Origin of the sequence: Pontibacter lucknowensis (genome assembly GCF_900156415.1) — a bacterium.
In the GTDB taxonomy this organism is placed as follows: Bacteria; Bacteroidota; Bacteroidia; order Cytophagales; family Hymenobacteraceae; genus Pontibacter; species Pontibacter lucknowensis.
The window spans coordinates 1351423-1377206 of the sequence record NZ_FTNM01000001.1; the positions used below are offsets into that span (position 1 = coordinate 1351423).

Annotated in this window: 22 protein-coding genes; 12 read left to right on the top strand and 10 right to left on the bottom strand. The window is 50.5% G+C overall.

The window, feature by feature from the left end:
* Positions 1–195 precede the first annotated feature (195 nt).
* The 3 genes from sdaAA (at position 196) to BW972_RS06010 (ending at position 3899) form a co-directional block, all read left to right on the top strand.
* The gene (gene sdaAA / locus BW972_RS06000; RefSeq protein WP_076421423.1) at positions 196–1113 is read left to right on the top strand and encodes an L-serine ammonia-lyase, iron-sulfur-dependent, subunit alpha; all 918 of its coding nucleotides are present in this window, start codon (positions 196–198) and stop codon (positions 1111–1113) included.
* 280 nt (positions 1114–1393) lie between these two features.
* Positions 1394–2569, top strand: coding sequence for a DUF4407 domain-containing protein (locus BW972_RS06005; RefSeq protein ID WP_076421424.1), 1176 nt, complete (start codon positions 1394–1396; stop codon positions 2567–2569).
* A gap of 73 nt (positions 2570–2642) precedes the next feature.
* Complete coding sequence (locus tag BW972_RS06010) at positions 2643–3899, top strand: pyridoxal phosphate-dependent aminotransferase (RefSeq protein ID WP_076421425.1); 1257 nt, start codon at positions 2643–2645, stop codon at positions 3897–3899.
* 94 nt (positions 3900–3993) lie between these two features.
* Here the strand turns inward: BW972_RS06010 and BW972_RS06015 are convergent, their stop codons facing one another.
* Positions 3994–4458 carry an Lrp/AsnC ligand binding domain-containing protein gene (locus BW972_RS06015; RefSeq protein ID WP_007658349.1) on the bottom strand — a complete coding sequence of 155 codons (465 nt, stop codon included), beginning with the start codon at positions 4456–4458 and terminating at the stop codon, positions 3994–3996.
* Between the two features lie 154 nt (positions 4459–4612).
* Here BW972_RS06015 and BW972_RS06020 point away from each other — a divergent pair, with 154 nt between their 5' ends.
* Complete coding sequence (locus tag BW972_RS06020) at positions 4613–5566, top strand: asparagine synthetase A (protein WP_076421426.1); 954 nt, start codon at positions 4613–4615, stop codon at positions 5564–5566.
* Between the two features lie 353 nt (positions 5567–5919).
* On the opposite strand, the gene BW972_RS06025 is transcribed toward BW972_RS06020, so the two are convergent.
* The 9 genes from BW972_RS06025 to BW972_RS06065 all read right to left on the bottom strand — a co-directional run bounded on the left by BW972_RS06025 (position 5920) and on the right by BW972_RS06065 (position 15028).
* Positions 5920–7296 (bottom strand): LutB/LldF family L-lactate oxidation iron-sulfur protein, encoded by a 1377-nt coding sequence (locus BW972_RS06025; RefSeq protein ID WP_076421427.1) that lies wholly within the window; start codon positions 7294–7296, stop codon positions 5920–5922.
* 150 nt (positions 7297–7446) lie between these two features.
* Positions 7447–9096 (bottom strand): M28 family peptidase, encoded by a 1650-nt coding sequence (locus tag BW972_RS06030; RefSeq protein WP_076421428.1) that lies wholly within the window; start codon positions 9094–9096, stop codon positions 7447–7449.
* Positions 9097–9129: 33 nt separating this feature from the next.
* Positions 9130–9615 (bottom strand): 2-C-methyl-D-erythritol 2,4-cyclodiphosphate synthase, encoded by a 486-nt coding sequence (gene ispF / locus BW972_RS06035; RefSeq protein ID WP_076421429.1) that lies wholly within the window; start codon positions 9613–9615, stop codon positions 9130–9132.
* A gap of 203 nt (positions 9616–9818) precedes the next feature.
* Entirely contained in the window at positions 9819–10919 is a 1101-nt protein-coding gene (locus BW972_RS06040; RefSeq protein ID WP_076421430.1) for an alkene reductase, read from the bottom strand.
* Between the two features lie 138 nt (positions 10920–11057).
* Entirely contained in the window at positions 11058–11876 is an 819-nt protein-coding gene (locus tag BW972_RS06045) for an aldo/keto reductase (RefSeq protein ID WP_076421431.1), read from the bottom strand.
* A gap of 59 nt (positions 11877–11935) precedes the next feature.
* Positions 11936–12385: a MarR family winged helix-turn-helix transcriptional regulator gene (locus tag BW972_RS06050; protein ID WP_007658524.1), complete on the bottom strand. Its 450-nt coding sequence runs from the start codon at positions 12383–12385 to the stop codon at positions 11936–11938.
* Positions 12386–12493: 108 nt separating this feature from the next.
* Positions 12494–12934: a PepSY-like domain-containing protein gene (locus BW972_RS06055; RefSeq protein ID WP_040574407.1), complete on the bottom strand. Its 441-nt coding sequence runs from the start codon at positions 12932–12934 to the stop codon at positions 12494–12496.
* Positions 12935–13164: 230 nt separating this feature from the next.
* Complete coding sequence (locus tag BW972_RS06060; protein ID WP_234986305.1) at positions 13165–13614, bottom strand: PepSY-like domain-containing protein; 450 nt, start codon at positions 13612–13614, stop codon at positions 13165–13167.
* Positions 13615–13762: 148 nt separating this feature from the next.
* Positions 13763–15028 carry a M16 family metallopeptidase gene (locus BW972_RS06065; protein ID WP_076421432.1) on the bottom strand — a complete coding sequence of 422 codons (1266 nt, stop codon included), beginning with the start codon at positions 15026–15028 and terminating at the stop codon, positions 13763–13765.
* 297 nt (positions 15029–15325) lie between these two features.
* Here BW972_RS06065 and BW972_RS06070 point away from each other — a divergent pair, with 297 nt between their 5' ends.
* The 8 genes from BW972_RS06070 to BW972_RS06105 all read left to right on the top strand — a co-directional run bounded on the left by BW972_RS06070 (position 15326) and on the right by BW972_RS06105 (position 25769).
* Positions 15326–17305, top strand: a complete 1980-nt coding sequence (locus BW972_RS06070; RefSeq protein ID WP_076421433.1) for an alpha-ketoacid dehydrogenase subunit alpha/beta — start codon at positions 15326–15328, stop codon at positions 17303–17305.
* A 35-nt stretch (positions 17306–17340) separates the two neighbouring features.
* Complete coding sequence (locus BW972_RS06075; protein WP_007658543.1) at positions 17341–17547, top strand: hypothetical protein; 207 nt, start codon at positions 17341–17343, stop codon at positions 17545–17547.
* 54 nt (positions 17548–17601) lie between these two features.
* Entirely contained in the window at positions 17602–17958 is a 357-nt protein-coding gene (locus BW972_RS06080; protein ID WP_007658545.1) for a hypothetical protein, read from the top strand.
* Positions 17959–17974: 16 nt separating this feature from the next.
* Positions 17975–18316, top strand: a complete 342-nt coding sequence (gene ytxJ / locus BW972_RS06085; protein WP_007658546.1) for a bacillithiol system redox-active protein YtxJ — start codon at positions 17975–17977, stop codon at positions 18314–18316.
* 163 nt (positions 18317–18479) lie between these two features.
* Positions 18480–19208, top strand: coding sequence for a hypothetical protein (locus BW972_RS06090; protein WP_234986306.1), 729 nt, complete (start codon positions 18480–18482; stop codon positions 19206–19208).
* A 133-nt stretch (positions 19209–19341) separates the two neighbouring features.
* Positions 19342–20244: a lipoyl synthase gene (lipA, locus tag BW972_RS06095; RefSeq protein ID WP_076421504.1), complete on the top strand. Its 903-nt coding sequence runs from the start codon at positions 19342–19344 to the stop codon at positions 20242–20244.
* 496 nt (positions 20245–20740) lie between these two features.
* A complete protein-coding gene (locus tag BW972_RS06100; protein WP_076421434.1) occupies positions 20741–24802 on the top strand; it encodes an ice-binding family protein in 4062 nt (1353 codons plus the stop codon).
* A 31-nt stretch (positions 24803–24833) separates the two neighbouring features.
* Positions 24834–25769, top strand: a complete 936-nt coding sequence (locus BW972_RS06105; RefSeq protein WP_076421435.1) for a PorP/SprF family type IX secretion system membrane protein — start codon at positions 24834–24836, stop codon at positions 25767–25769.
* Positions 25770–25784 lie beyond the last annotated feature (15 nt).

The following is a 25784-nucleotide window of genomic DNA, read 5'->3' on the forward strand; positions in this document are numbered from 1 at the left end:
ATATCGCTTGTTCACTCAGAAAAACGGGGCAGACAGGTATAGGTTGAGGTAAGCAGGTGTAACAGTCGAAACAGAACGATTAACCCCGGAAGCCGTGTTATCAAATGGAGCAGGAGTTTTAGCTGATTCCTGAAATTTAAAGTATCTTTAACGCCCCCTCGCGGTAAGCCGCAGGGCAGATTTAAGCCATACGATATGTCATTACTATTCAATGATTTTAAGAGCTGGGAAAAGCATTGCGCTGAAACCGGCGAACCACTATACCAGCCTGTGCTGGAGTACGAAGTAGAACAGAAAGGCCGCACCGAAGATTTTATATGGGAGAACATCGCCAAGGCATACGAGGTGATGAAGGATGCCGTGCAAACCGGCCTCACCGAAGACATGACTTCCCGCTCAGGCATGGTGAACAACAGCGCCAAGAAAGTAGCAAAGTCGCCGGTAACAGTGCTGTCACCGGAGTTTCAGATGCTGGTGTCGCGTGCGCTGGGCGCCAAAGAGGTGAACTCGTGCATGGGCCGCGTAGTGGCCGCTCCAACGGCGGGTGCCTCGGGTATACTGCCCGGTACTTTGACCACGCTGCAGGAACTACACGGACTTGAAGACCGAAAAATACACGAAGGTTTGCTCGTAGCAGCAGGTATAGCCCTCATCATCGAACAGAATGCCTCATTGGCCGGAGCCGTAGGCGGTTGCCAGGCCGAAACAGGTAGTGCGGCCGCCATGGCGGCAGGTGCTATTGTGTACTGCCTCGGCGGTAACGTGGAGCAGGTGTTTACAGCAGTGGCCATTACCATACAGTGTATGCTGGGCCTGGTATGCGACCCGGTAGCGGGACTGGTGGAAGTGCCGTGTATTGTGCGAAACGCCAGCGCAGCCGCTATCGCTTATTCTTCGTCACAGCTAGCCATTGCTGGTGTAAATGCCGTTATTCCGGTTGACCAGTGCGTGGCAGCCCTCGGCGAAGTAGGCGAGAGCATGGAGCGCAAGTATAAAGAAACAGCCCTCGGCGGACTAGCCAACACCCCAAGAGCACGTGAAATAGAGAAGTTCGTGTTGGTGCAGGATGTGGAGATTCTGCCGGATGAAGACGAAAACAGCGAAGGAGTTTAAGAGCTATAGGGGACTCTTTTGTAGCTCGATCAATAGAAGAAGGCAGTGACTGGAGAGGTCGCTGCCTTTTTTGTTGCTATATACCTAACAGAAGCCTGGAGTAGCCGAAAGCAGTTGAACTTAAGCCGTTCAAATCGCTGTTGCCGCTTAAGTGACCCAGTTCATCACATTTTGCCGGTGTTTCGTCACATTTTAAGGCGCAAATGTATAGAAGTCAGTAGGTTGCACGTTGTAATTGCAAGCTGTCCATGCGTCAGCTTTAACCTGTACAGGATTTTACATGAAGAAATTTTTTTGGTGGTGCGCCGGTGCCGATGATACGATTCTTGAAAAATGCTCTAAGTCGGAGCACATAAAATATGCTGGTGTCGGCGCCACTGTTTTATTTACGGGTGTGCTGGCCAGCATATCGGGTGGTTATGCCCTCTACACGGTGTTCGATGCGGTGCCCATGGCGGTGGCCTTTGGCTTGCTGTGGGGTGCCGTTATCTTCAACCTCGACCGTTTTATCGTTTCCACTATCCGCAAAGAAGGCAAGTTCTGGCGAGAGCTGCTGATGGTGACGCCGCGTATCCTGCTGGCCCTGGTACTAGCCGTGGTTATTTCCAAACCACTGGAGCTGAAGATTTTCGACAAAGAGATACAGGCTGTCCTGAAAGAAAAGCAGGCAGAGTTGGCGATTCAGCACAAAGCCCTGGTGAACAAGCAGTTTGCTGAGGTGGACTCGGTGAAGTCGGAGATTGCAGGTATACGGGCCGAGGTGGAATCCAAAGTGCAGGAGCGGAACAAGCTCTACGAGATGGTAGCGGCAGAGGCCGATGGTACTGGTGGTACCGGCAAAATAGGCAGGGGCCCCATCTATGAAGAGAAAAAGCAACAGTATGATAAAGTAGACGAAGAGCTGAAGCTTTTGCAGGCTAGCGCCGCCGACCGGATTCTGGTGAAGGAACAGCGTATTGCCGACCTGATGAAGCAGTATGACAGCACCGTGGCAGAAGGGCAGGAAAGCTTCTCGAATTACGACGGCCTGATGGCCCGAATTGATGCCCTGAACCAATTGCCATGGTTGCCGGTGTTCTTTATCACTTTGCTGTTTATCTGTCTGGAAACGGCACCGATCTTCACCAAACTGATTACCAGTAAAGGTCCTTATGATGACATTTTGAAAGGTCTGGAACACGAGCGCACGACGCAGGAAATGCATCGGGTAAAGGAGCGCCAAAAGCAGTACGACACCCGCCAGGCTGTAGCCGAAGCAAAGTTTGCAGCCCGTCAGGAGTTTGAGATCGAAGCCAAGCGTGAAGAAGAGCGCATAAAGTCGGATGCACATCTGGATGTAGTCCGCGAATCAGCAGCCGTGTGGCGCGAACGCAAACTGGCCGATATCAGCCGCAGCCCAAACACCGCCGCCGACATCCTGAATGATGGCGAGGAAAGCAGCTATTATAAGTGGTAAGCTTTTTTGTGCTCAGCAAGCGACGTACTTTTTCCAGAAGTTAGTATCTTGTTGCGTACTAACACACAGGCGCATGACCGTTTCAAGAATGGCCCAAAACCTCATCGGCTCCGAGATTATCAAGCTGGCCGGTGAAGTGAACGCAATGATTGCGAAAGGCGAGCAAATCTGCAACCTTACCATCGGTGACTTCGACCCAAAGATTTTTCCTATACCTGGCGAACTGCGGGCCGGCATTGCCGAGGCCTACGCCGAAGGACATACGAATTACCCGCCGGCCAATGGGATGGCCGTGCTGCGCAAAGCCGTAGCCGACTTCACCCGCGACCGATTAGGTTTGACTTACTCCGAAAACGATATTCTGGTAGCCGGCGGCTCGCGACCGCTGATTTACGCGACTTACCTGGCCCTTGTAGACCCAGGCGACAAAGTAGTCTTCCCGACGCCGTCGTGGAACAACAACCACTATTGCCATCTTTCCAGTGCCACGCCAGTGATGGTGGAAACGAGTCCGGACAACAATTTCATGCCAACTGCGGCCGATGTAGCTTCTCAACTGAAAGGTGCTACCATGCTGGCCCTCTGCTCGCCGCTCAACCCGACGGGTACTATGTTTTCCAAAAAAGACCTGGAAGACATCTGTGACCTGGTGATCGCCGAAAACAAGAGCCGTGGAGCAGGCGAGAAGCCGCTATACATTCTTTACGACCAGATCTACTGGATGCTGACCTTCGGGGAGCACCAGCATTATGATCCGGTTAACCTGCGCCCCGAACTACGCGACTATACCATTTACATCGACGGCACGTCTAAATGCTTCGCCGCTACCGGTGTGCGTGTCGGTTATGCATTCGGTCCTACGGTGGTGATTAATAAGATGAAGGCAATTCTTGGACACGTAGGTGCCTGGGCGCCAAAAGCTGAGCAAATGGCCACAGCCCGATTCCTGCACCAGACGGATGCGGTAGATGTGTTCATGGACGAGTTCAAGCACAATGTGCGCGAGAGTCTGGATCTGCTCTACCACGCGTTCAAAGACCTGAAAAAAGAAGGGTATAACGTAGATGCCATTGAACCGATGGGAGCCATTTACCTGTCCGCCAAACTGGACTTAGCTGGCAAAACCACGCCATCAGGCCAGGTGCTGCAAACCAGCAAAGACATCAGCTTCTACATACTTGAAGAAGCTAAATTAGCCGTAGTGCCGTTCTCCGCCTTCGGCTCTGCGCCAGAACTGGGCTGGTTCCGCTTGTCGGTAGGCGGTGCCTCGCTGGAGAGCATCAAAGACTCGCTGGGCAGGTTGAGAGAGGCATTGAGGAAGTTGAAATAAGATGATTGATGCCGCAGGGCACTCCATTATTTATACCTTTATAACAGCAGAGCCGCCTTAAATTAGTTTGAGGCGGCTTTGCTGTTTCTATACCTTACTCAACTCCCACCGATATCTGTCGGCTTATACTTTCCTCCAGCGAGATGAACGTTTCGGTGCGGTGCACGCCTGCTATACCTTGCATTTTCTCATTGAGCACTTCGCGCAGGTGCTTCGTGTCGCGGCAGATGATCTTGACAAACATACTGTAGGAGCCCGTAGTGTAATGCAGTTCTACGATCTCAGGGATGACGCGCATCTTCTCTACCACCTCTTTATAAGCCGAACCCTTTTCCAAAAATACCCCGATAAAGGCACAGATGTCATAACCGATGGCAGCCGGATTGATCAGTAACTGTGCTCCCTGCACGATGCCCATCTCAGTCATTTTTTTCAGGCGCACGTGTATGGTACCACCCGAAACACCGAGTTCTTTGGCAATATCAGTGTATGCACGGTTGACATTCTGCATCAACAGGTGCAGAATCTGACGATCAAGTTTATCAATTTTTAAATCCATTCCCGATATCTATCCTGTGTTTTAATGATTTGTCAAAAATATAAACTATATATTATTTAATTTTTAACAAATATATTTAAATGTTAAATAATTTTCAATAAAAATTACCTATAGTTATGTTTGTAATACATCAATTCATTAATAATCAGATAAAATGGAATTGCAAACACTCACAGAACCGACGGCACTGGAAGCTACGATGAAGCACCTGAGCCGTACATCCCTGCCTAAAGTACTACAGGTACAACAGGGAATCATCCGTGCCACGCACGACTTTATGTTCAAAAAAGGTCTGACGCAGCTGATGCCGCTCATGCTCTCGCCCATTACGGACCCACTCAACCATGGCGTGGTAGATGCCTCTATTGGTTATGCTGACCAACGCTGGAGCCTCACGAAGTCGATGATCTTTCACAAGCAGCTGGCTTTGGTAAACCAAGAACTGGATAGTCTCTACATCGTGTCGCCAAACGTGCGCCTCGAGTTCTCAGACCGTGCCGACACAGGGCGCCACCTTTTCGAGTTCACTCAGGTTGATTTTGAATTCCGAGGCAAGGACCGCTTTTTCGTGATGGAGTTCATGGAGGAACTGGTGAACTACATCTTTGCCCGTCTGAACAAAGAGATTCCCGAACTCCTGATCGAGTTGCGCGGTGAGCTATTGCCGCAGTACGAGAAGTGGCCGGTATACCGCACCGAAAAGCTGGAAGCTGCCCTTGGCCCGGACTATGAAAAGATCAAGTCGGAAGAAGCGACGGAACCGTTCTGGCTGATCAACCACAAGCGTGAGTTTTACGACAAAGAAGACCCAAGCCGCCGCGGTACCTACCTGAACTATGATGTGATCTGGCCGGAAGGCTTTGGAGAAGGCTTGTCAGGTGCAGAACGTGAGCACGAATATCATCAGATTCTGAAGCGCATGGATGAAGTGGGAACCAGTCAAGAGACGTTCAAGCACTACCTGGAAGTTGCCAAAGCTGGGTTATTACCTAAAACCGCCGGTGCTGGTTTCGGTGTGGAGCGTATGACGCGGTTTATTTGTCGCTTGAAGGATGTGGATGCAGTAACGGTGTTTTCGCGTAAGCCCTGCACTCCTGCAATTTTTTAAAGGTATAAGATATGGATGATGGTAATAATTGCCTGAGGGATCAGGCACTGAATGGAACGTAAAAGGCCTGCAATTATAGTTTGCAGGCCTTTTACGTTTATTAAGGTATGGCGTTCATGCTATTATGGCGCGAGCGTCATTCAAGTGCACATGGCAGGTGTGATCTGTTTCATTGCTTAAGTTCAAATTACTCTTTCAATGTGTGCCAGTGGTGTGTAACAGTCACCATAGAGCTTACATGCGCGAATTTGTAGGAGCAGAAAAGTCCCCCTTTGAAGGGGGCAGGGGGATGACAATCATGCACGGAAATCCTGTAAATCTTTTAATCCTGAAAATCCTGATTCAGACAACTATTACTTCCCCTCCCGCTCTTTCCAAAGTTGGTTGAACGACTTCGGTGCTACTTGCAGCGGTTCTCTGCGCTTGCTCCATGTGTCTTTCAGTACTTGCTTCAGCACGAAGTTTTTCACTCCGGCCGGCGCCATGTTCAGCAGTTTGCGGCTTTTCATGGCCTTCAGCCACAGCTTGAAGGTGGTGCGTTCGCTCTTTTCGGTGTAGCCCTGCTCCACACTCTGGCGGCGGTTAAGCAGCAGCAGGTTGTGGATGTTGATCTTGACAGGACATACCGAGGTGCAGGCGCCGCAAAGGGAGCTGGCAAAGCTCAGGTGCTTGTTTTCGGCCATGCCGTTGTAGTGCGGCGTAATTACCGAACCGATCGGGCCGCTGTAGGTGCTCTCGTAGGTATGGCCGCCGATGTTCTTGTATACCGGGCACACATTCAGGCAGGCGCCGCAGCGGATGCAGTTGAGTGCTTCACGCTTCTCTGGTAGGGCCAGTAGCTCCGTACGGCCATTGTCGAGCAGCACCACGTACATCTCTTCCGGACCGTCCTTTTCGTTTGGCTGGCGCGGGCCCGTGAATATCGTATTGTAAATAGTCACTTGCTGTCCGGTTCCGCTCGTGCTTAGCAAAGGCCAGAACAGATCCAGGTCCATCACTGATGGCAGGATCTTCTCTATACCTACGATGGCAATATGTGTCTTCGGGAAAGCGGTGGACAAGCGGCCGTTGCCTTCGTTCTCGGTTACGGCCACACCTCCAATATCAGCCAGCAGGAAGTTGCCGCCGGTTATACCTACCTCGGCTTCTGTATACTTGGCACGAAGCAAGCGGCGGGCAGTGGCTACCAGTTCTTCGGCGCTATCGGTTGGGGCGATCTTGAGCTTCTTTACAAACAGGTCGGCAATGTCCTTTTTAGACATGTGCATGGCGGGCGTCACGATGTGGTATGGCCGTTGCTCGGCCAGCTGCACAATGTACTCGCCCAGGTCCGTTTCCACGGTCTCCACGCCGTTCTTCTCCAAAAAGTTGTTCAGGTGAATCTCCTCCGTCGTCATCGACTTCGACTTCACCACCGAACGGGCACGCTTGCGCTTCATAATCTGGCCGATCTCTTTCAATGCCTCCTCTGCATTACGAGCCCAGATCACTTTGCCACCACGGGCCGTGAAATTCGACTCAAACTCCATCAGGTACTTGTCCAGGTTGTTGATGGCGTTTGTTTTTATAAAAGAAGCCCGTTCGCGGGCGAGCTCGTGATCGCTGTATTGGGTAAGGCCACGCTGCACAGCGGCGTTATACTTGCCGATGTTGAACTTGATTGTCGAGCGGTGCCCCAGGTCAAATGATTTCGTCTCCGCGTCCAGCAGAAACTGTTTTAGTCTACTCATATAAATAAACCCTGCGGTTTTCCCGAAAACGGCTAGAGATCAGGAAGTGCTATTAAAAGAAAAACACCCTTAAAGTTAGGGTGTTTTCCTCAAAGCTAATAAAAGCGGAATGTTTTTATGTTAAACGGCCGCTTGTGCGGGTTTAGTGTATTACTTTTTGTTGCTGTCCACTACAATGCGGTTGTCGCGGTTAGCCAGCTCCCATGTCACGTGGAACGCCAAACGGGCCGCTTTCTCGGCTTTCTCGAAGAGGATCTTGTCTACCGTGTCAGTTGCCTTGTGGTAGTCGGCGTGAACACCGTTGAAGTAGAACACAATCGGAATACCGTGCTTAGCGAAGTTATAGTGGTCAGAACGATAGTAGAAACGGTTCGGATCGTTCTCGTCGTTGAACTTATAGTCCAGACGTAGACCTACGTGCTTCTGGTTTACCTCTTCGTTGATCTGGTGCAGCTCCGAAGAAAGCTTGTCGGCGCCGATCACATAGATGTAGTTCTGGTCGTTGGTCTTCTCAGCGTCGAAGTCCATACGGCCGATCATGTCGATGTTGATGTTCGCTACTGTGTTCTCCAGCGGGAAGATCGGGTTATTGGCGTAGTATTCAGAACCCAGCAGGCCTTTTTCTTCAGCCGTTACCAGCATAAACAGAATGCTGCGGCGTGGACCCATGCCATCTTTCTTGGCCTGCGCAAAAGCCTCAGCCAGTTCAACGACAGCTACTGTGCCAGAGCCGTCGTCGTTGGCTCCGTTGAAGATCTCACCATCCTCTATACCTACGTGGTCGTAGTGAGCGGTTACTACGATTACTTCGTCCTTCTTGTCAGTTCCTTCGATGTAGCCCAGTACGTTGTCAGATGGAAGTGCTTCGCTCTTACGCTCTGTCTTCACCTTTACATCTTTCACGGCTGTGAAAGTACCTGGTGTCGGCTTGCCTGCTTTCGCTACGGCGTTGGCGTAGGCCAGCATTTTCTCTGGCGTTGTGCCCAGCAAAGAGGCGCCTACCTGTGGCGATACCATCATGGCTGCTGTAGCTCCGCCCTGTGCGCCATTGCCCTTCAGGCCAATAGACGGACGCGTCAGGTAATTGCGGTAGCGCTGCGTCATGGTGGTAAATTCATCAGCATTGGTGCCTGTAACTACTAGTACACTCTTGGCACCACGCTTGGTGGCGGCATTGCGCTTGGTACGGAAGTCATTGCCCCAATCGGAAGCCTTGTCAGTACCACTCAAGAGGAACTTGCCGTCGGCACCTTTTGGCTCACCGCCCAGCACCACAACCATTTTGCCGGTCACATCGATGTTGGCGTAGTCAGAGTAGTTGTCAGCATCAATACCGTAGCCGGCAAATACTACTTCAGCAGTTTGTTCGGTCTGGTATGGTGAGGCACCCAACACGAAGAAGTCCTGGCCCATCATGAACTTTTGCTTGCCGACCATGATGTAGCCGTCGCCCCACTGGCTGCGCTCCAGCGCTACAGGCTGGTAGTAAGGGTTGGCATTGTTCTTTACTGGTCCAACCAGACCATCTTCCTTAAACTCGCGGGAGATGTACTCGGCAGCCATCTGCAGGCCTTTAGAACCCGTGTCGCGCCCTTCGTACTCATCCGATGCGAGTATGTGCAGGTGCTTGGACAGGTCAGCAGCCGTGATGGTGGAGGCATACTTTGGTGCGGCTTCGCGCAGTCGCTCAGCTTCCGTTACGGGAGCCTCAGCAGTGGTGCTGGTGGTAGTAGGCGTGGTGGCGCAACCTGTGGTCAGGAAGGCTGCCAGCGCATACACATAAAACTTGTTATACTTCATGTCTGTGTAAGGTGAAGGTAAGGTTATGGATTGTTATTGTTTATAGATCAGGACGGTTGCAAAAGCAGCTACACCTTCTTTTTTGCCCACAAAGCCCAGATGCTCCGTGGTGGTGGCTTTGATAGAAAGATCATGCTCAGGTATGCCCATTACTTTGGATAGGCAGGCTTTCATCTCCGGTATGTGCGGGTTCACTTTCGGCTCCTGCAGGCAGATGGTCGAGTCGATGTTGCCGATCTCGTAGCCTTCGCGGGAAAGCAGGTGCACAACCTCTTTGAGTAGGATCTTGCTGTCGATGCCTTTATACTGCGGGTCTCTGTCAGAAAAGTGGAAGCCGATGTCACGCATGTTGGCAGCACCCAACAGGGCATCGCAGATCACATGGATCAATACATCGGCATCAGAGTGACCCAGTGCGCCGTGTGTATGCGGAATCTTAATACCGCCCAGCCAGAAGTCCAGCCCTTCCTGCAGTTGGTGCACGTCGTAGCCGAAACCGGTTCTTATTTTAAATTTCATAGTAAGCTTTGTAGGTATAGCACTGCCTTATACGGCAGGTATAAAAAGTAAATATAGTGCTTTTACCCTTTTGTCATGATGCAGCAGGTGCATTTTTAAAGGGTATAGACTCAAATTGAACGGAAAGGTTTAAAAAGCAAAAGCCAGCCACCGGTTAGGGCAGCTGGCTTTTGACAGACTATATATGAAAAAGCGCCTTTGGCTTAGGCCTTTGCTTCCGCAAGAGAAGGGTAATCGATGTAGCCTTCGGCACCAGGAGAGTAAAATGTGTTTTTGTCGGCTTCCTGCAATTTTTCATTTTGGCGGAAACGCTCCGGCAGGTCCGGGTTAGAGATGAAGGGCACCCCGAAGGCTACCATATCTGCCTCGCCAGCTTCAATCACGGCGTTGCCTTTTTCCTGCGTAAAGCCCGCATTGATGATCAGATTGCCTTTGTAAATCGGGCGGTAGCGCTTGGCTACGTTCTGCTCAGCATGCGGCACGTTACTCACGTCGTTGAACGGCTCCGACAGGTGCAGGTACGACAGCTTGTAGTTATTCAGTTTTTCGATGATGTAGTCGAAGGTCGGGATGGTCTCCTCGTCCAGCGTCATTCCAAAAATACCGTGCAGGCTCGGGTTCAGACGAACACCCACACGCTCTACTGGCATTACTTCCTGAATTGCCTCGATAACTTCGAACAGAATACGGGCTCTGTTTTCCTTGGAACCGCCATACTCGTCGGTGCGGATATTAGACGTGCCATTAAAGAACTGGTGCAGCAGATAGCCATTCGACGAGTGGATCTCCACGCCATCGAAGCCGGCGTCCATCGCGTTCTTGGCAGCCGCTTTGTAGTCCTGCACGATCTGCTTGATCTCAGGTATAGTCAACTCACGTGGAGTAACGGTGTTTTTGAAGCCTTCAGGAGTGTAGGCCTGTGCATTCGGGTTGATAGCGGAAGGGGCTACCGGGTATTCGCCATTGTGAAAATCCGGGTGCGACATACGGCCCACATGCCAGAGCTGCGCGAAAATCCTGCCTCCCTCGGCATGCACCGCGTCGGTTACTTTCTTCCAGCCGGCCACCTGTTCTTGGCTATACATACCCGGCGTGTTGATGTAGCCCACAGCCTGCTCCGAGATCTGAGTTCCTTCCGAAATGATCAGGCCGGCACTTGCGCGTTGTGCATAATAAGTTGCCATCAGGTCGTTGGCCACATTGCCTTCGTTAGCTGCACGGCTGCGTGTCATGGGTGCCATGATCACGCGGTTGTTCAGTTCTAAATCGTGTAGTTTTATTGGTCTTAAAAGTGGTTGTGACATATGTTTCAATTGATAAATTGCTGATTGTTAAATTGTTTGGTGTGCGATTCGGGTTGATTGATCGTCGACTTACATTCTGCCCTCATTCGCGGGACGCGAGCGAGGGTAGGTTTGATGGATTTATAACTCCTAAACTCACTAATCCCAATCCGGAGCGAAAGGCGGATTGACTACTCGCTGGTTATCCTTCTTAAGTTGATCAATCTGAGATACGTCTTCTGCAGACAGCTCAAAATCAAAAATGTTTAGGTTGTCAGCTAAGCGGTCTACTTTGGAGGTTCTAGGTATAGCCATAACGCCTTCTTGCTGAATCAGCCAGCGCAACGATACCTGCACTTCACTCTTGCCATATTTTTCGCCTATACCTTTGAGAACCGGGTTGCCGAGCACTTTGCCTTGCGCGATCGGACTATAGGCTGTCAGTGAAATGCCGTGCTCACGCAGGTAGGTATACAGCTTGGTCTGGTTAATCAGCGGGTGGTACTCTACCTGATTGGTGATGATGTCAGCGCCGGTTGCCAATACCTCTTCGAGCAGGGCAGTGGGGTGGTTGCTTACGCCAATGTACTTCGCATAGCCTTTTTGCTGTGCTTCCATCAATTGGTCCATGTACTCAGCCACGGGCACATTGCGGTTAGGCCAGTGAATCAGCAAGAGGTCCACATAGTCGGTTTTGAGCTTGCGCAAACTTTCCTCTACCGACGGCATAAAGTCTTTCTTGTACAGACTCTCCCTAAAAACCTTCGTGGTCAGGAAAATCTTGTCGCGTGCTATACCTGCGTTTTTGATGGCCGAGCCCACACCCGCCTCATTCTGGTAGATCTGTGCGGTGTCGATGTGGCGGTAACCTTCAGAGATAGCAGCGGCTGTGATTTCGCGTGCCTGATCATCAGACAATTGAAAAGTGCCCAACCCAAGTGCAGGGATAGATGCATCTTTTATCTGTATATGCTTCATAAAATATATTTCAGTTTGTACATTATTTGTGTATACAAATATTAGTATAAAAAAATAGCTCAGCCTCTGAGCTTGTCGAGTAATTTGCTCACTAAAACGGCCTCCTCCTGCGTCAGGTTATGGAAGCGATGGAAAAAGGTGGGCATCTGCTCGTCTATCTGACTAAGTAGTTCCGTGCCTTTTGGAGTAAGCCTTAGCTCGATCATGCGGCGGTTTGCCTGGCAAATATCACGGGTTACATAGCCTTTCTCAATCAGTTTATCGACCAGTCGAGTCACGTTGGAGTTGCGATCCACCATGCGCTCCTGCACTTCTCCAAAGCAAACGGGCTTTGGTTGCTGACCGCGCACGATGCTCAGTACATTGTGCTGCTGCAGCGTAAGTCCAAATTGCTTAAAGAAAGGTATAAACTGCTGATTCAGCCAATTGTTTGTAAACAACAGGTTAACGACCATCCGACGATGATCGTCCTTGAAGTCTTTCTGCTGTATTTCGTCTTCTATGCGCATAGGCTGAATATGGGTACAAAGGTAGTGTTGTTGTTTGTATATACAAATGTTATGCCTAAAAAGTTGCACGCCACATATCTGTCAGACTGAAGCGAAACTTTAGCAGGATTAGTCCCAGTATGCTTGGGGGAGCTGCTGGCCTTCTGCAGAGAAGGCTAGCTCAAGTTCTCCTGATTTGCCCTTAAGCACTACCTGATACGTGGTAGTGTCGCCTTTTACAACAACTTCAGCCTCTTCGGTTTTGTAATTGGGGTAGCTTTGGGCGATGGATCTGGCGACAGCTTCTGGTAATTCTGAGGATTGCAAGTTACGCTTGTACTGCATAAGCTCACCCGATTGTCGAAAAAGTGCGCTATGTGCTACCGCATGCATGTTGAAGTCAGCCTCATAATCTTTACCGCTCCTTTCCCACTCAATATCAAAGGCAAGTGGAAATGTGTTCAGTAGGTTTTGCCGTACCTCCAGTGGCACTTTCTCTGGCAACACATCATCGTCACAGGAAACCAGAAGTCCTGCAAAAAGTGTGACGGTGGCGAATCGTAGCTTCATGATTATGTAATGAAAGGTAACCTGATGAATTGGTCCTAAGCTTAGCATGCAAATCTGAAGAAACTTTGTAGAATAGGTTATTAATGATCACCCCAGTAAAGAAGCACAGGGACTATTATTTGTCGGGAGGGGCCAGGGAAGGCTGTTTGGTAGTTGAGCGGCCTTGCATGGAATTTAAAAGCCTGAGGTATAGGACCCCAGGCTTCTGATTAATTGAGCTTTGTCATTCCTTAATCCCAGTATGCCTGCTGTACCTGCTGGCCGTCGGCGGAGTAAACCAGTTTCTCGTCTTTGGTATTGTTGTCCAGTTCAACCTGGTACAGCATTGTCTGTCCTTCCTCCAGTCGCTCGATGTCATCCAGGCGATAGGCAGCATAGTCTGTGTTGATGGCTGCTCGCACAGCGTCCGGTAATTCAGACTCAGGTATATCCTGCTTATGCTTTATCAGGCCCCCCGAGGCATTAAACAGTGCACTATAATCTACTTTGTTTACATCGAAATCTGCTTCGTAATTATCTCCTTTTTGCTCCCAATCAATGTCGGCGGCATCAGGGAAACTACTGAGTAATGTTTCTTTTACGGCGGCAGGTACGTCATCAGGATTTACGTCATTTGAGTTATTATCACAAGCAAACAGGGTGCTTGCCATAAAAAGCATAGCAAATGCAGTCTTTTTCATTTTCTTCAATTTAGGTTTTACAAATCGGTTGTATAGCATCTTACGGATCGATTTTGGAGGAATTCTGAAGAAGAGGGGTATTTTTGAAAAAGAAAAAGCGGCTGCAATTTTCACCACAGCCGCTCCTATTTATATAAGCTATACTTGCCTAGGCCTCATGTGCTACTGGTTGAGCTTTCTTTTCCGCCTTGTAAAGCAAAGTAGAGCAATTGTTAGGATCAAGCACCTGCTTGGCGCAGCGCAGGATGTCCTGCGGCGTCACGGCCTGTATCCTTTCGCCCTCCGTGTTCACGAAGTTCGCGTCGCCGAGTAGCTTGCCGTAGGCCAGGTTCATGGCCCGGTTCAGCAGCTCGATCTCCGAGAACACAATAGAGGTCTCCGCCTGGTTTTTTACTTTGTTCAGTTCTTCCTCGTCTACCAGCTTTTCCATCAACTCTTTGTTGATAGCCTCAATGGCAGCATTGGCTTCCTGCAGGTCCACACCTTCGTTGAGTTTGCCCTGGATGATCAGCAAGCCCGGTTCGATGGAGCCGGTCACGGAGGCGGAGATGGAGTTGAACAGCTTCTGCTCCTTCACCAGTTGCTCATATAGGCGCGACGATTTGCCCCGGCCCAGTATATCGCTGATCAGGTCGACGGCATAGTAGTCTTCGTGGGTGCGGTGTGGCATGTGGTAAGCCTTGTAGATGGCGCTCAAGGGCACGTCGGCACTGGTTTCGAGCACACGCGGCCCCTGCTGCTTGGGCTCGTTAGGTATAGCGCGCTCGTACTTCTCGCCGGCAGGTATAGGGCCGAACCATTTTTCGGTCAGCTCCTTCGCCTTGTCAAACGTCACATTGCCGGCCACCACCAATATGGCATTGCTTGGCGAGTAATGTTTCCTGTGGAACGCTTTCACGATGTCCATGGTCGCGTCTTCGATGTGGGCGATCTCCTTGCCGATGGTCGCCCATTTATAAGGGTGCTGCTCATAGGCCAGCGGTCGCAGTTTCAGCCACACATCGCCGTAGGGCTGGTTCAGGTAGTTCTGCTTAAACTCCTCTACCACCACCTTGCGCTGCACTTCCAGTCCGTGATCGCTAAAAGCCAGGTCCAGCATGCGGTCCGACTCTAGCCAAAAGCCGGTTTCGATGTTCTGAGCCGGCAGCGAGAGGTAATAGTTGGTGATGTCGGGGCTGGTGAAGGCGTTATTCTCGCCACCTACCCGCTGCAGGGGCTCGTCGTAAACTGGTATATTTTTGGAGCCGCTGAACATCAGGTGCTCGAATAAATGCGCGAAGCCGGTGTGCTGCTCTACCTCGTCGCGGGAGCCCACGTCGTAGAGCACGTTCAGCACGGCCATGGGAGAGGTATGGTCTTCGTGCACGATCACACGGAGGCCGTTATCCAGCGTAAATTCCTCGAACTGTATCATAATTTTCTTCTCTTTAAAGGGCGGCAACTGATGTTACCTTTGCCTGATTTCTTTCCTGTCTTTTCTTTTTCAACAGGTATACCTTGTAGCCTGTTCAACCAAAACCGGCAAATACTTGCAGGCCTGACAGGTTTTCTGTAGCTTTTGCTTTCTTTACGGGTTTTCGGACGCCGCTTGTTGCGTGTGCCGGAGCCGGTAAGACACGAAGTACCGAACAAATTTATAAATTAGCACCATAATCGGCGGCTAAAGCAAACGTTATGCTGCCATACCACAACGAATTTTCCGCATCACAAGATGAACTATAACCGCAAAGAATACTCTGACGACGAACTGATCGCCTTATATAAAGGCATACTGAAACCCCGCATGATCGAGGAGCGCATGCTGGTGTTGCTGCGCCAGGGCAAGGTGAGCAAGTGGTTCTCAGGTATAGGGCAGGAGGCTATCTCAGTAGGCTCGGCCATGGCGCTGGAGTCAGACGAGTACATCCTGCCGCTGCACCGCAACTTGGGTGTGTTTACGAGCCGCGAAGTGCCGCTTGACAGACTCTTTGCGCAGTTTCAGGGCAAGAAGACCGGCTTTACGAAGGGCCGCGACCGCTCTTTCCACTTCGGCTCCAACGAGCACCACATCGTGGGCATGATCTCGCACCTGGGTCCGCAGTTGGCGGTGGCCGACGGTATAGCCTTGGCCGACCTGCTCGATAACAAAGAAAAAGTGGCGCTGGTGTTCAGCGGCGACGGTGGTGCTTCGGAAGGCGACTTCCACGAGGCGCTCAACGTGGCGGCTGTCTGGAACCTGCCGGTCATCTTTATGATTGAGAACAACGGCTACGGTTTGTCTACGCCGAGCAACGAGCAATTTAAGTTCAAGCACTTCATTGACAAAGGCCCGGCCTATGGGATTGACGCCCTGCAGATCGACGGGAACAACATTGTGGAGGTATACGACACGGTGCGCCAAGCTGCCTACAGCATGCGTAAGAACCCGCGCCCGATGCTGATCGAGGCCATCACCTTCCGCATGCGCGGTCACGAAGAGGCCAGCGGTACGAAGTATGTGCCGCAGGAGTTGTTTGAGAAGTGGGCCAAGAAGGATCCGGTGGAAAACTTTGAGAAATACCTGCTCGATGAAGTGATCCTGACGCAGAAAGCTATTGACAGCATTCGCGAGGAGATAAAGGCCGAAATCGAGGAAGGGCTGCAGACGGCCTTTGCCACGCCGATGCCGGAAGTTAACCGCGAGGAGGAACTGGAGGATATGTACCGCCCGTTCGAGCAAGAAGTGATCAAGCCTGCTTCGGATGCCAAAACTGAAAGACGCTATGTAGACGCTATTTCGGACGGACTGCGCCAGAGCATGGAGCGCTATCCGGAACTGGTGCTGATGGGACAGGATATTGCCGAGTACGGCGGTGTGTTCAAGATCACAGAAGGCTTTGTTGATCAGTTTGGCAAAGACCGCGTGCGCAACACCCCGCTTTGTGAATCGGCTATTCTAGGTATAGGTTTGGGTATGTCCGTGAAGGGCAAGAAGAGCATGGTCGAGATGCAGTTTGCGGACTTCGTGAGCTGTGGCTTTAACCAGATCGTAAACAACCTCGCCAAGAGCCATTACCGCTGGGGGCAGAACGCCGATGTGGTGGTACGCATGCCAACGGGTGCCGGTACAGCCGCCGGTCCTTTCCACTCCCAGAGCAACGAGGCGTGGTTCTTCCACACACCGGGGCTTAAAATCGTTTACCCATCCTCGCCTTACGATGCCAAAGGTTTGCTGAACGCCGCCATCGAAGACCCGAACCCGGTTATGTACTTTGAGCACAAGCTGCTGTACCGCTCCATCTCGCAGGAGATTCCAGACGATTACTATACTATCGAGATCGGCAAGGCCAAACTGGTGGCCGAAGGGTCGGATATTTCGATCATCACCTATGGTATGGGTGTGCACTGGGCCAAGCAACTGCAGCAGGAGATGACGGACATCAGCTTCGATATACTGGACCTGCGCTCGCTGCTGCCTTGGGACAAAGAAGCTGTACGCGATACTGTGGCCCGCACCGGCCGCGTGATCATTCTGCACGAAGACACCATGACGGGCGGTATAGGCGGCGAGATAGCGGCCTGGATCGGGGAGAATTGCTTTGAGCTGCTCGACGGGCCAGTAACACGTGTTGCCAGTCTGGATACAGCCGTGCCATTTGCGCCGCCGTTGGAGCAGGAGTTCCTGCCGAAGCAGCGCCTGCGCGAGAAGGTGGAGAGCACTATGGCATTTTAGCGGAAAATAGAGGAAATAAACGTATATTGCTTGTGATGCAGAAAAGTAGATATTGGGTGTTAGGCCTGCTGTGCATGGCACTGCTGTTCGGGTCGGGCTGTCAGCGCAAGGGAATTATACCTTGCCCGAAGCCTGGCAAGACGAGTAAAGTGTCGGGTAAAAACGCCTCCGGACTGGAAGCCGTGCGGGTGGACATGGACAAAAACGGCCGTGTGAAGAAGAAGCGAATGGGAATTTTTTAGGGGAGCAACTCCTATTCCCGAATTCAGTATAACAACTGTAGATGGAAAGCTGTTATGGAAAAGTTGGGATTTGAAAAGCAAACGAAACGTTTGGTGGTAATGACAGGTATGCTGTTTCTAGCGGCATGGCCTGCATTTGGTCAGATCAGTTATACCATGACAGATAAGCACGGTCGCTTGCTGCGTCAGTCGCTGCGGGAAGCCAACCAGGTAGAGGCAACCACCTATAAGGAAACCCACCTGAACATGGACGCCTATACCTTGAAAAAGGGCGAGTCTGGCAAAGTGAGACAGCGCCCGATGCTGGGGTTATTCAAAGCAAAGCACGATGGCACGAAAGAAGCCGTGCAGCGTGACCCGGCTGTCCGCGAGAAAAAGAAATTCAGGCTTTTCCGGAAGAAGGAAAAGTAAACCTAACCAGATAGCTATGAATTGGCATCCGCTTACAAGCGTAGAGCAATTAGATACCATAATTGAAGAGTCGAAGCACACCCCGGTGGTAATATTTAAGCATAGTACATCATGTTCTATCAGCTCCACTGCCAAAAGCAGACTGGAGCGCCAGTGGGATGGTGCCGGTGTAGACCATATTAAGCCTTATTATCTTGACCTGTTACGCTACCGACCGGTTTCGAATGAAATAGCGGAAGTGTTTCAGGTACAGCACCAGTCGCCCCAACTGCTGCTTATCCAGGATGGTATGTGCGCATATGATGCCTCACATTTGAGCATCAGCATTGACTCGATGAAGAAGAGCTTGGTGGCCTGATAATTCAGAGCCGTTAATCCAGCCCCATCGATAACCTGTATTCCTTGATAGTAGCCATCCTGACCAGAGTTCTAAGCTGGGCTGTATGGCTTCGGATGCCTGATACCGCCTGCTTTTGGTTCCGGCCTTTGGATAGAACATACCTAACCCAAATTGTATAAAGGTGGCAAGAAACCTGTTACTCACAATTGCTATGACACTGGTGCTGGTTTTGCCGGCTACAGCTCAGTCTGACGATGACTTTAGCAATGAACTCAGCTACGGCATCAACCTGAATTCGAACGGCGGCCTGCTGGGTGGCGTGTTTGTGCGTAGCTCCTGGTTCATGAAAGAGCGGCTCTACCGTTTCGGTGGCCTCGAGATCGTGGAGATCAAGCACCCGAAGGAAAACAGGCTTTACAACCCAGGGTCAGGTGATCATTTCATAGCAGGCAAGCAAAACCATTTCTTTTCGGTGCGCCCGCATTATGGGCTGGAGCATGTACTGTTCCGTAAAGCTGCCGAAAGTGGCGTGCAGGTGAATGCACTGGGCGCAATAGGTCCTTCGCTGGGACTGCTCATACCTTACTACATCCGCTACGACTATGCCGGTGGCCTTGGAAGTGACATTCGCACCGAGGCCTATGACCCGAATAAGCACCTGAGCTTCGAAAACACGCTGGGCAATGCAAACGTGCTTACCGGCCTGGGCGAGACGAACATCAATCTAGGTGTGCACGCCAAAGCAGGCCTGAGCTTTGAGTATGGTCGCTACCGCGAGAGCATTACAGGTGTGGAAGTCGGTTTTATGGTCGAGAAGTTCTTCAAAGACATGGTCATGATCCCGCAGACAGAGAACTACAGCCTGTTTACCTCCGTGTACCTGAACATCTACTACGGCCGCCGCAAGTAAGAGGGGCCGAGAACAATTTCCTGCAATTGCTTGTTGAGAGGAAAGCACCTGATGATGGGCGGCATAGCCTTAATTTCCGGATGCTTTTGCTGAAGTCTTAACGCATTATACCTATCTTTGCAGCATGGATGAAATGATGACACTTCCGGTAATACAACCTAACGTGAAGCCCGAGGGGCTCAATGCTTTGGGTCAGCCACGCAAGCCAAACTGGCTGCGCGTAAAGCTGCCGGTAGGGAAAGAGTATGCGAAGGTAAGAAACATCGTAGACGAATATAAGCTGCATACCATCTGTGAGAGTGGTAACTGCCCTAACATGGGTGAGTGCTGGGGAGCTGGTACAGCTACTTTCATGATTCTGGGCAATGTGTGTACACGCAGCTGCTCTTTCTGTGCCGTGGCCACGGGCCGCCCTAACGAATACGACCAAGACGAGCCGCGCCGTGTGGCTGAAGCGATTCAGCTAATGGGCGTGAAGCACGCTGTAATTACTTCTGTGAACCGCGATGAACTCAAAGACCGCGGTGCCGCCATCTGGCATGAAACTGTACGGATGGTAAAAGAGCTTTCTCCTGCCACTACGATTGAAACTCTCATCCCAGATGTGAAAGCTAGCTGGGATGCCCTGATTACGATGATCTCGCCGGGCCAGGAAGTGGTATCGCACAACATGGAGACGGTGAAAGAGCTGTACCGCCGTGTGCGACCACAAGCTAAGTATGACCGCAGCCTGGAGCAGATTCGCCGCACTAAGGAGTATGGCAAGCGTACCAAAACCGGTATCATGCTGGGGCTGGGCGAAACCCGCGAGCAGGTATACCAGGCCATGGACGACCTTGCTGCCAATGGTTGCGACATTCTGACGCTGGGCCAGTATTTGCAGCCAACCAAGCTCCATATCGAGGTGGCTGAGTTCATTCACCCGGATTTATTTGATCATTACAGAGAAGAAGGACTAAAGCGTGGAATTAAATATGTGGAGTCTGGTCCGCTGGTTCGCTCTTCCTACCATGCTGAGCGTCACGTGCATGTATAGGCTCTGTTAAGTTATTAACTTTCAAAGATTTTTTAGAAAGTTTAATTTAATATAAAAAGTGCTCTATCGGAAAGTGAATTCTGATAGAGCACTTTTTTATTGCACTACTTTCCTTCCCTAAATTTCCCTATTCTATTTAAATAATTTTCATTTCCTTTGTCCGCCCATATAACAAAAGGTGTATAAATGCAGCATTTTGGCAACTTAAAGGTTGTTGAATTAGTATATTCGAATATTTAGCTACTAATACACTTATATATGCCCATATTCTGAACATTGTACTGGAAAAGTAGATTCTTGAAAAAAATATTCACAGGAGTCATATTAGAATAGTCTTACAAGATTACTGTTATAACATTTTATTTAAAGATATATATTGTATTTTTTATATTGTATTAAACTTATCTTGAATATATAAGTATCAGGATATAGTAAAAGATTATGAAAATACATTTATATTTATGCCTGATTTATTACGCTTTTTTACATATTCCCTATGAGTAGAATTTTACTGCTTCTCACCCTTTTTCTGACTGCCACTACCACCCTTAGTTTTGGGCAGACGGAAATCAACCTGGGCCGCGTGAACAGGTTCATTGCTTTAGCCAATGAGCAAATCGTCGTTAAAGGCCCTGACAAAACATGGATCCGCGGTGATATCGGCATCAGCCCTGGCAAAGTAATTATCGGGGAGGAATTTCTTGAAGTAACAGGCAAGAAAGAGAAAGGAACAGAACTGGCTGCTGAGGCAATGGTCGATGCAAACAGACTGTACCAGGAACTGATGGCCTTTCAGGAAGTGGAAAACCTGAACCCCAATTTAGGTAATGGGCGTGAAATCTATCCTGGAGTATACAGCATCACGGGCGATGCCACAATCAATGGTATCTCGCTACTCGTGTCACAGGGTGGCAGCTCACCAGTCTTTGTTTTCAAAATCGACGGTAACCTGAGAGTGAATCCGGGAGCGCTTAGCTTGTCCGGTGTAGGTGTAGAGACGAAGAACATCTACTGGGTAGTTGACGGTGACGTAGAGATCCTGGCTCCTAGTAGTCTTTATGGCAATATCATCGCTACAGGTGATATCACATTCGGGAAAGGTGTATCCCTGTACGGCAGAGCCATCTCCATAGGGGGCACTATTTATTTCGAAAACAACCCTACTGTACTTCAGAACGTGACGAATGCCGACCTGACAGTAGAGAAAAATGTAGATAACAAAGACGTATCGCTGGGTTCGCGCGTGACCTATACCATTACTGCCAAGAATAATGGTCCGGGTGTTGCCCGCAACGTGACTGTAATAGAGCGCATCCCAACCGGATTGAAGCTGGTAGAAGTAAAGCCCGCTACAAAGGGAAGCTACGACCGGGAGAAAAACGAATGGGTAATTGGCGATATGGATGTGTATGAAACGCAGAGCATTCGCCTGGTATTTGAAGTGATTGGTACAGGTAATATCCGAAACGAAGTCATTATTATTGGTGATAACCCAGATCCGGAACCAGGTGATGAAGAAGACGATGAAGAAATTGTGCTTCCAAACCTGAGCTTGACCAAACGCATCATTGATCAGAAATCAAGCTATAATCTGGGCGATGTGATTGCCTACGAAATCAAGATCATAAACACATCTTCAAAAGAAGAAAAGAACATCAATGTCAGTGAGCAGCTGGCGAATGGGCTGAAATATGTGCGTCACGAGGAGACGCCTGGCAGTACCTATAATCCAACGACAGGCATCTACAACATTCCTGCACTTGCCGGTAATACATCAGCTACGCTAATCGTATATGCTGAGATTGTAAGCACGGGCAACATCCGCAACGTGGCCACGATCATCGACCGCCCTGATGATAAAGACCCGGATGACAATGAGGAAGAGGTAGAGATCATCCTGCCTGACCTGGGAATAACCAAGAAAATCGTTGATCCGAAGGAGGAGTATAAGATAAACGATGTGGTAGCCTACGAAATCAAGGTTTCAAACAACGCCTCTACGCCTCAGACAAATATTAATGTGCGTGAGCAGTTGCCACAGGAGCTGGAGTATGTGCGTCATACTGCTACTCAAGGAACGACTTACGACGCCTCGACAGGTATATTCAACATCCCGACGTTGGCAGGAAACACTTCTGTTACACTGATTGTGTATGCGAAGATCGTTCGTACGGGTGCCATCCGCAACGTAGCCACGATCATCGACCGCACACCGGACAATGATAAGGATCCGGATAACAACGAGGAAGAAGTAATAATTCTGCTGCCAGACTTAGGCGTAACAAAAGAACTGGTAAATGCCAAGGCTGAATACATGGTCGGCGAGATGGTGCAGTACCGCATTGTGGTAACAAACCATGGCGCAGCATCAGAGAAGAACATTGTCGTAGGTGAGAAACTGCCAGAAAGTCTTCTGTTGGTAGACTTCACTGTAAGCAATGGTGCTTCCTACGATCCGGCTACCGGAGCATTCAAAATCCCTGCACTGGAGGCAAAGGCTACTGCTGAGCTTGTTATCAATGCTCAGCTTGTGAAAGCAGGCCTTGTACGCAACATAGCTCGCATCATCAGCAGAGATACGACCGACCCGAACAATCCGGGTGACCCGAATAACCCAGGCGATCCAAATAACCCAGGAGATCCAGGCGACCATGAGGATTCTGATCCTGACAATGACGAGGACGTTGTAGTGATTCCGGATGTGAAATGTAATCCGAACATTGAGCTGTTATTTGTAGAAGCGCCAACTTCGGTTTGCCGTGGAGGTGAGCTTACGTTCAAAGTAACATCGGATGTGATTGGTGGCACTTACAAATGGAAATTCCCAGAAGGCTGGAGAACTGTAAGTGAGTCAGAGGACGGCAGCACCATAACGGTTCAGGCTGGCACCGCATTGGGCAACCAGAAAGTTGAAGTAACTGTGAACACGCAGTGCAAGGACGTTAACAAGACGGCTGAAACAACGGTGAATGTGATCGGCGAACCAACTGAAGTAGCTATCACCGGAGCTGGTGCCGTGTGCTTCAACAGCAATACAGGTATAGCCCTGAGCGCCGCTTCTGTAGAAGGCCTCACTTATAAGTGGACACTAGGTAGCAACCTTGAGTTTGTGGAAGGCACAAACGATGCCGGCACAAGCGTAAGTGTTCGACCTAAGGGCCAGAGCCTGGTAGGTGGCAAGGTATACCTGACAGTGACCAACGCCTGCGGATTCAGCACAACAACTGAAGCCACCATCATTGTGACGCCAACTCCGGCGGTGCCAACTGCCATCATCGGCAACGTGGATCTGTGCGAGGAAGAGGAGACAATCTTCAGCACACCGGTAGTGGCAGGAGCGACCAGCTATACCTGGACCTTGCCGGCAGCTGACTGGACCATCGTGAGCGAAGAGGAAAACGGCAGAATCATCCGCGTGAAAGCTGGCAAGACTGGCGGACAGATCAGCGTAAAAGCCGGCAACGATTGTAACGCAAGCGCTGCCTTCAGCCGGGAAGTAAAAGTAACCAACAAACCAACAGCGCCATCCATCGCCAGCACAGCTACGACGGGATGTATCGGGGCTACGCTTACGTTCAGCATACAATCTCCGGAAGCAGGCATGACTTATACCTGGGCAGTGCCGCAGGGCTGGAGCGCCAACACACTGACTGGTACCAGCATAATCGTAACAGTAGGTGAGACAAGCGGTGACATAGAGGTATACGCTACCAACATGGTGAAAAACTGCGGTGCGGGTGCTGTATCCAAAGTAGCTGTTTCGCCAACACTGAAGCCGGCAACTCCGGGAGCAATTAACAGCAACATGAATGTGTGCCTCAACAGTACAGGCAACTCCTTCAGCATCGAGGCTGTAACTGGCGCTACCTCATACGAGTGGGAAACTACCGGTGGTCTGACGATCGAAGGGGCCAGCAACGGCACGAGCATTACAGTGGCTGCTGCAGAGACTGGCGGTACCGTGCGTGTACGCGCCGTTAACGGTTGCGGTAACAGCGACTGGTCAGTACTTCAGGTTGATATTACCATGCCTCCTGCTCCAGTTACCCGCATCACAGATAATAGCAGCGTCTGCGAAGGCCTGATCTATACTGCCGATCCGGTAGAAGGAGCTACTTCATATACCTGGACGGTAACAGAAGGCTTCACGATCGAGTCTGGACAGGGCACAACTACTATCAAGGTGAAAGCCAATAGCCCGACTGCCATGGGCCGCGTGAGTGTGATCGCCTACAATGGCAGCTGCGTTGGCTCTGCTGAATACAGCATCGACATGGACGCCAGGGTAGCTGACGGCCAACTGGAGTTCCCGAAAGCCTTTAGCCCGAACGGTGACGGCAAGAACGATACCTGGCTGGTGAAGAACCTGGACAAGTTCCCTGACAATGAAATGGTGATGTTTAACCGTTGGGGATCAGAGGTATTCAAGCAGAAGAACTACAAGAACGATTGGGCCGCCAAAGGGCTGGAACAAGGTACTTACTTCTACAAAGTAAGGGTGAAGCTATGCGATGGCAAGTACCAGGACTACAGCGGCTACGTGACCATCTTCCGATAAGCGAGTGCATTCATTTGAAAATTTTATTACCATGAGAATACTTTATACCCTGCTGGCGCTGCTCTTCACCTTTGCAGCTAATGCCCAGCAAAACCCGCAGTACTCGCAGTACATCTTCAACAGTATGGCCATCAACCCGGCCTATACCGGTACTAAAGGTGTACTCAACATCAACGCCTTCCACCGTTCGCAGTGGACAGGTATAGACGGAGCGCCTACTACACAGGCGCTGAGCGTAGACGGCCTGACCAGCCACGAGCGATTGGGCCTGGGCCTGAACTTTACCCGCGATAAGATCGGTGCCTACTCTACCACCTCGGCTTATGCTAATGCCGCTGCACGTATATCCGTGAGTGCCCGCGGAACACTAAGCCTAGGTATAGCGGCTGGCGTAGTACAGAGTGTGCTGGACGGTTCGGAACTTGGTGTGCCGGATGATCCAAGCATCCCTGCGGGCAGAGATGTGTTTTACCGTCCGGATGTGAAACTGGGTATCTACTTTAACACACCGCGTTTCTACGCAGGTTTGTCTGCCTCTGACCTGATCCAATACAAAGATGTTTTCCAGATCGAGCCGATCCGTCACTATTACTTCACGACGGGCTACGTGTTTGAAGTTAGCAACTTCGTGAAGCTGAAACCAAGCATATTGGTAAAAGAAGACTTCAACGCACCGGCCAATGTGGACCTGAATGGTTTCGTGCTGCTGGGTGACCGTCTGTGGCTGGGTAGCTCCTACCGTACGAGCATGAACCTCTTCAATAAGAATGAAGTGGCTGATCCGGTGAACAAGCGCACTGCGCTGGCCCTAATCGCCGAACTACAGGTAACCAACGCCTTACGCCTGGGTTACTCTTACGACCGCATGCTCAACGACCTGAGCGGTTTTCAATCGCACGAGATATCGGTAGGTTACTACTTCTTCAAGAAGCAGGACACGAAAATGCTGACGCCGCAATACTTTTAATATTAGCTCTTACCG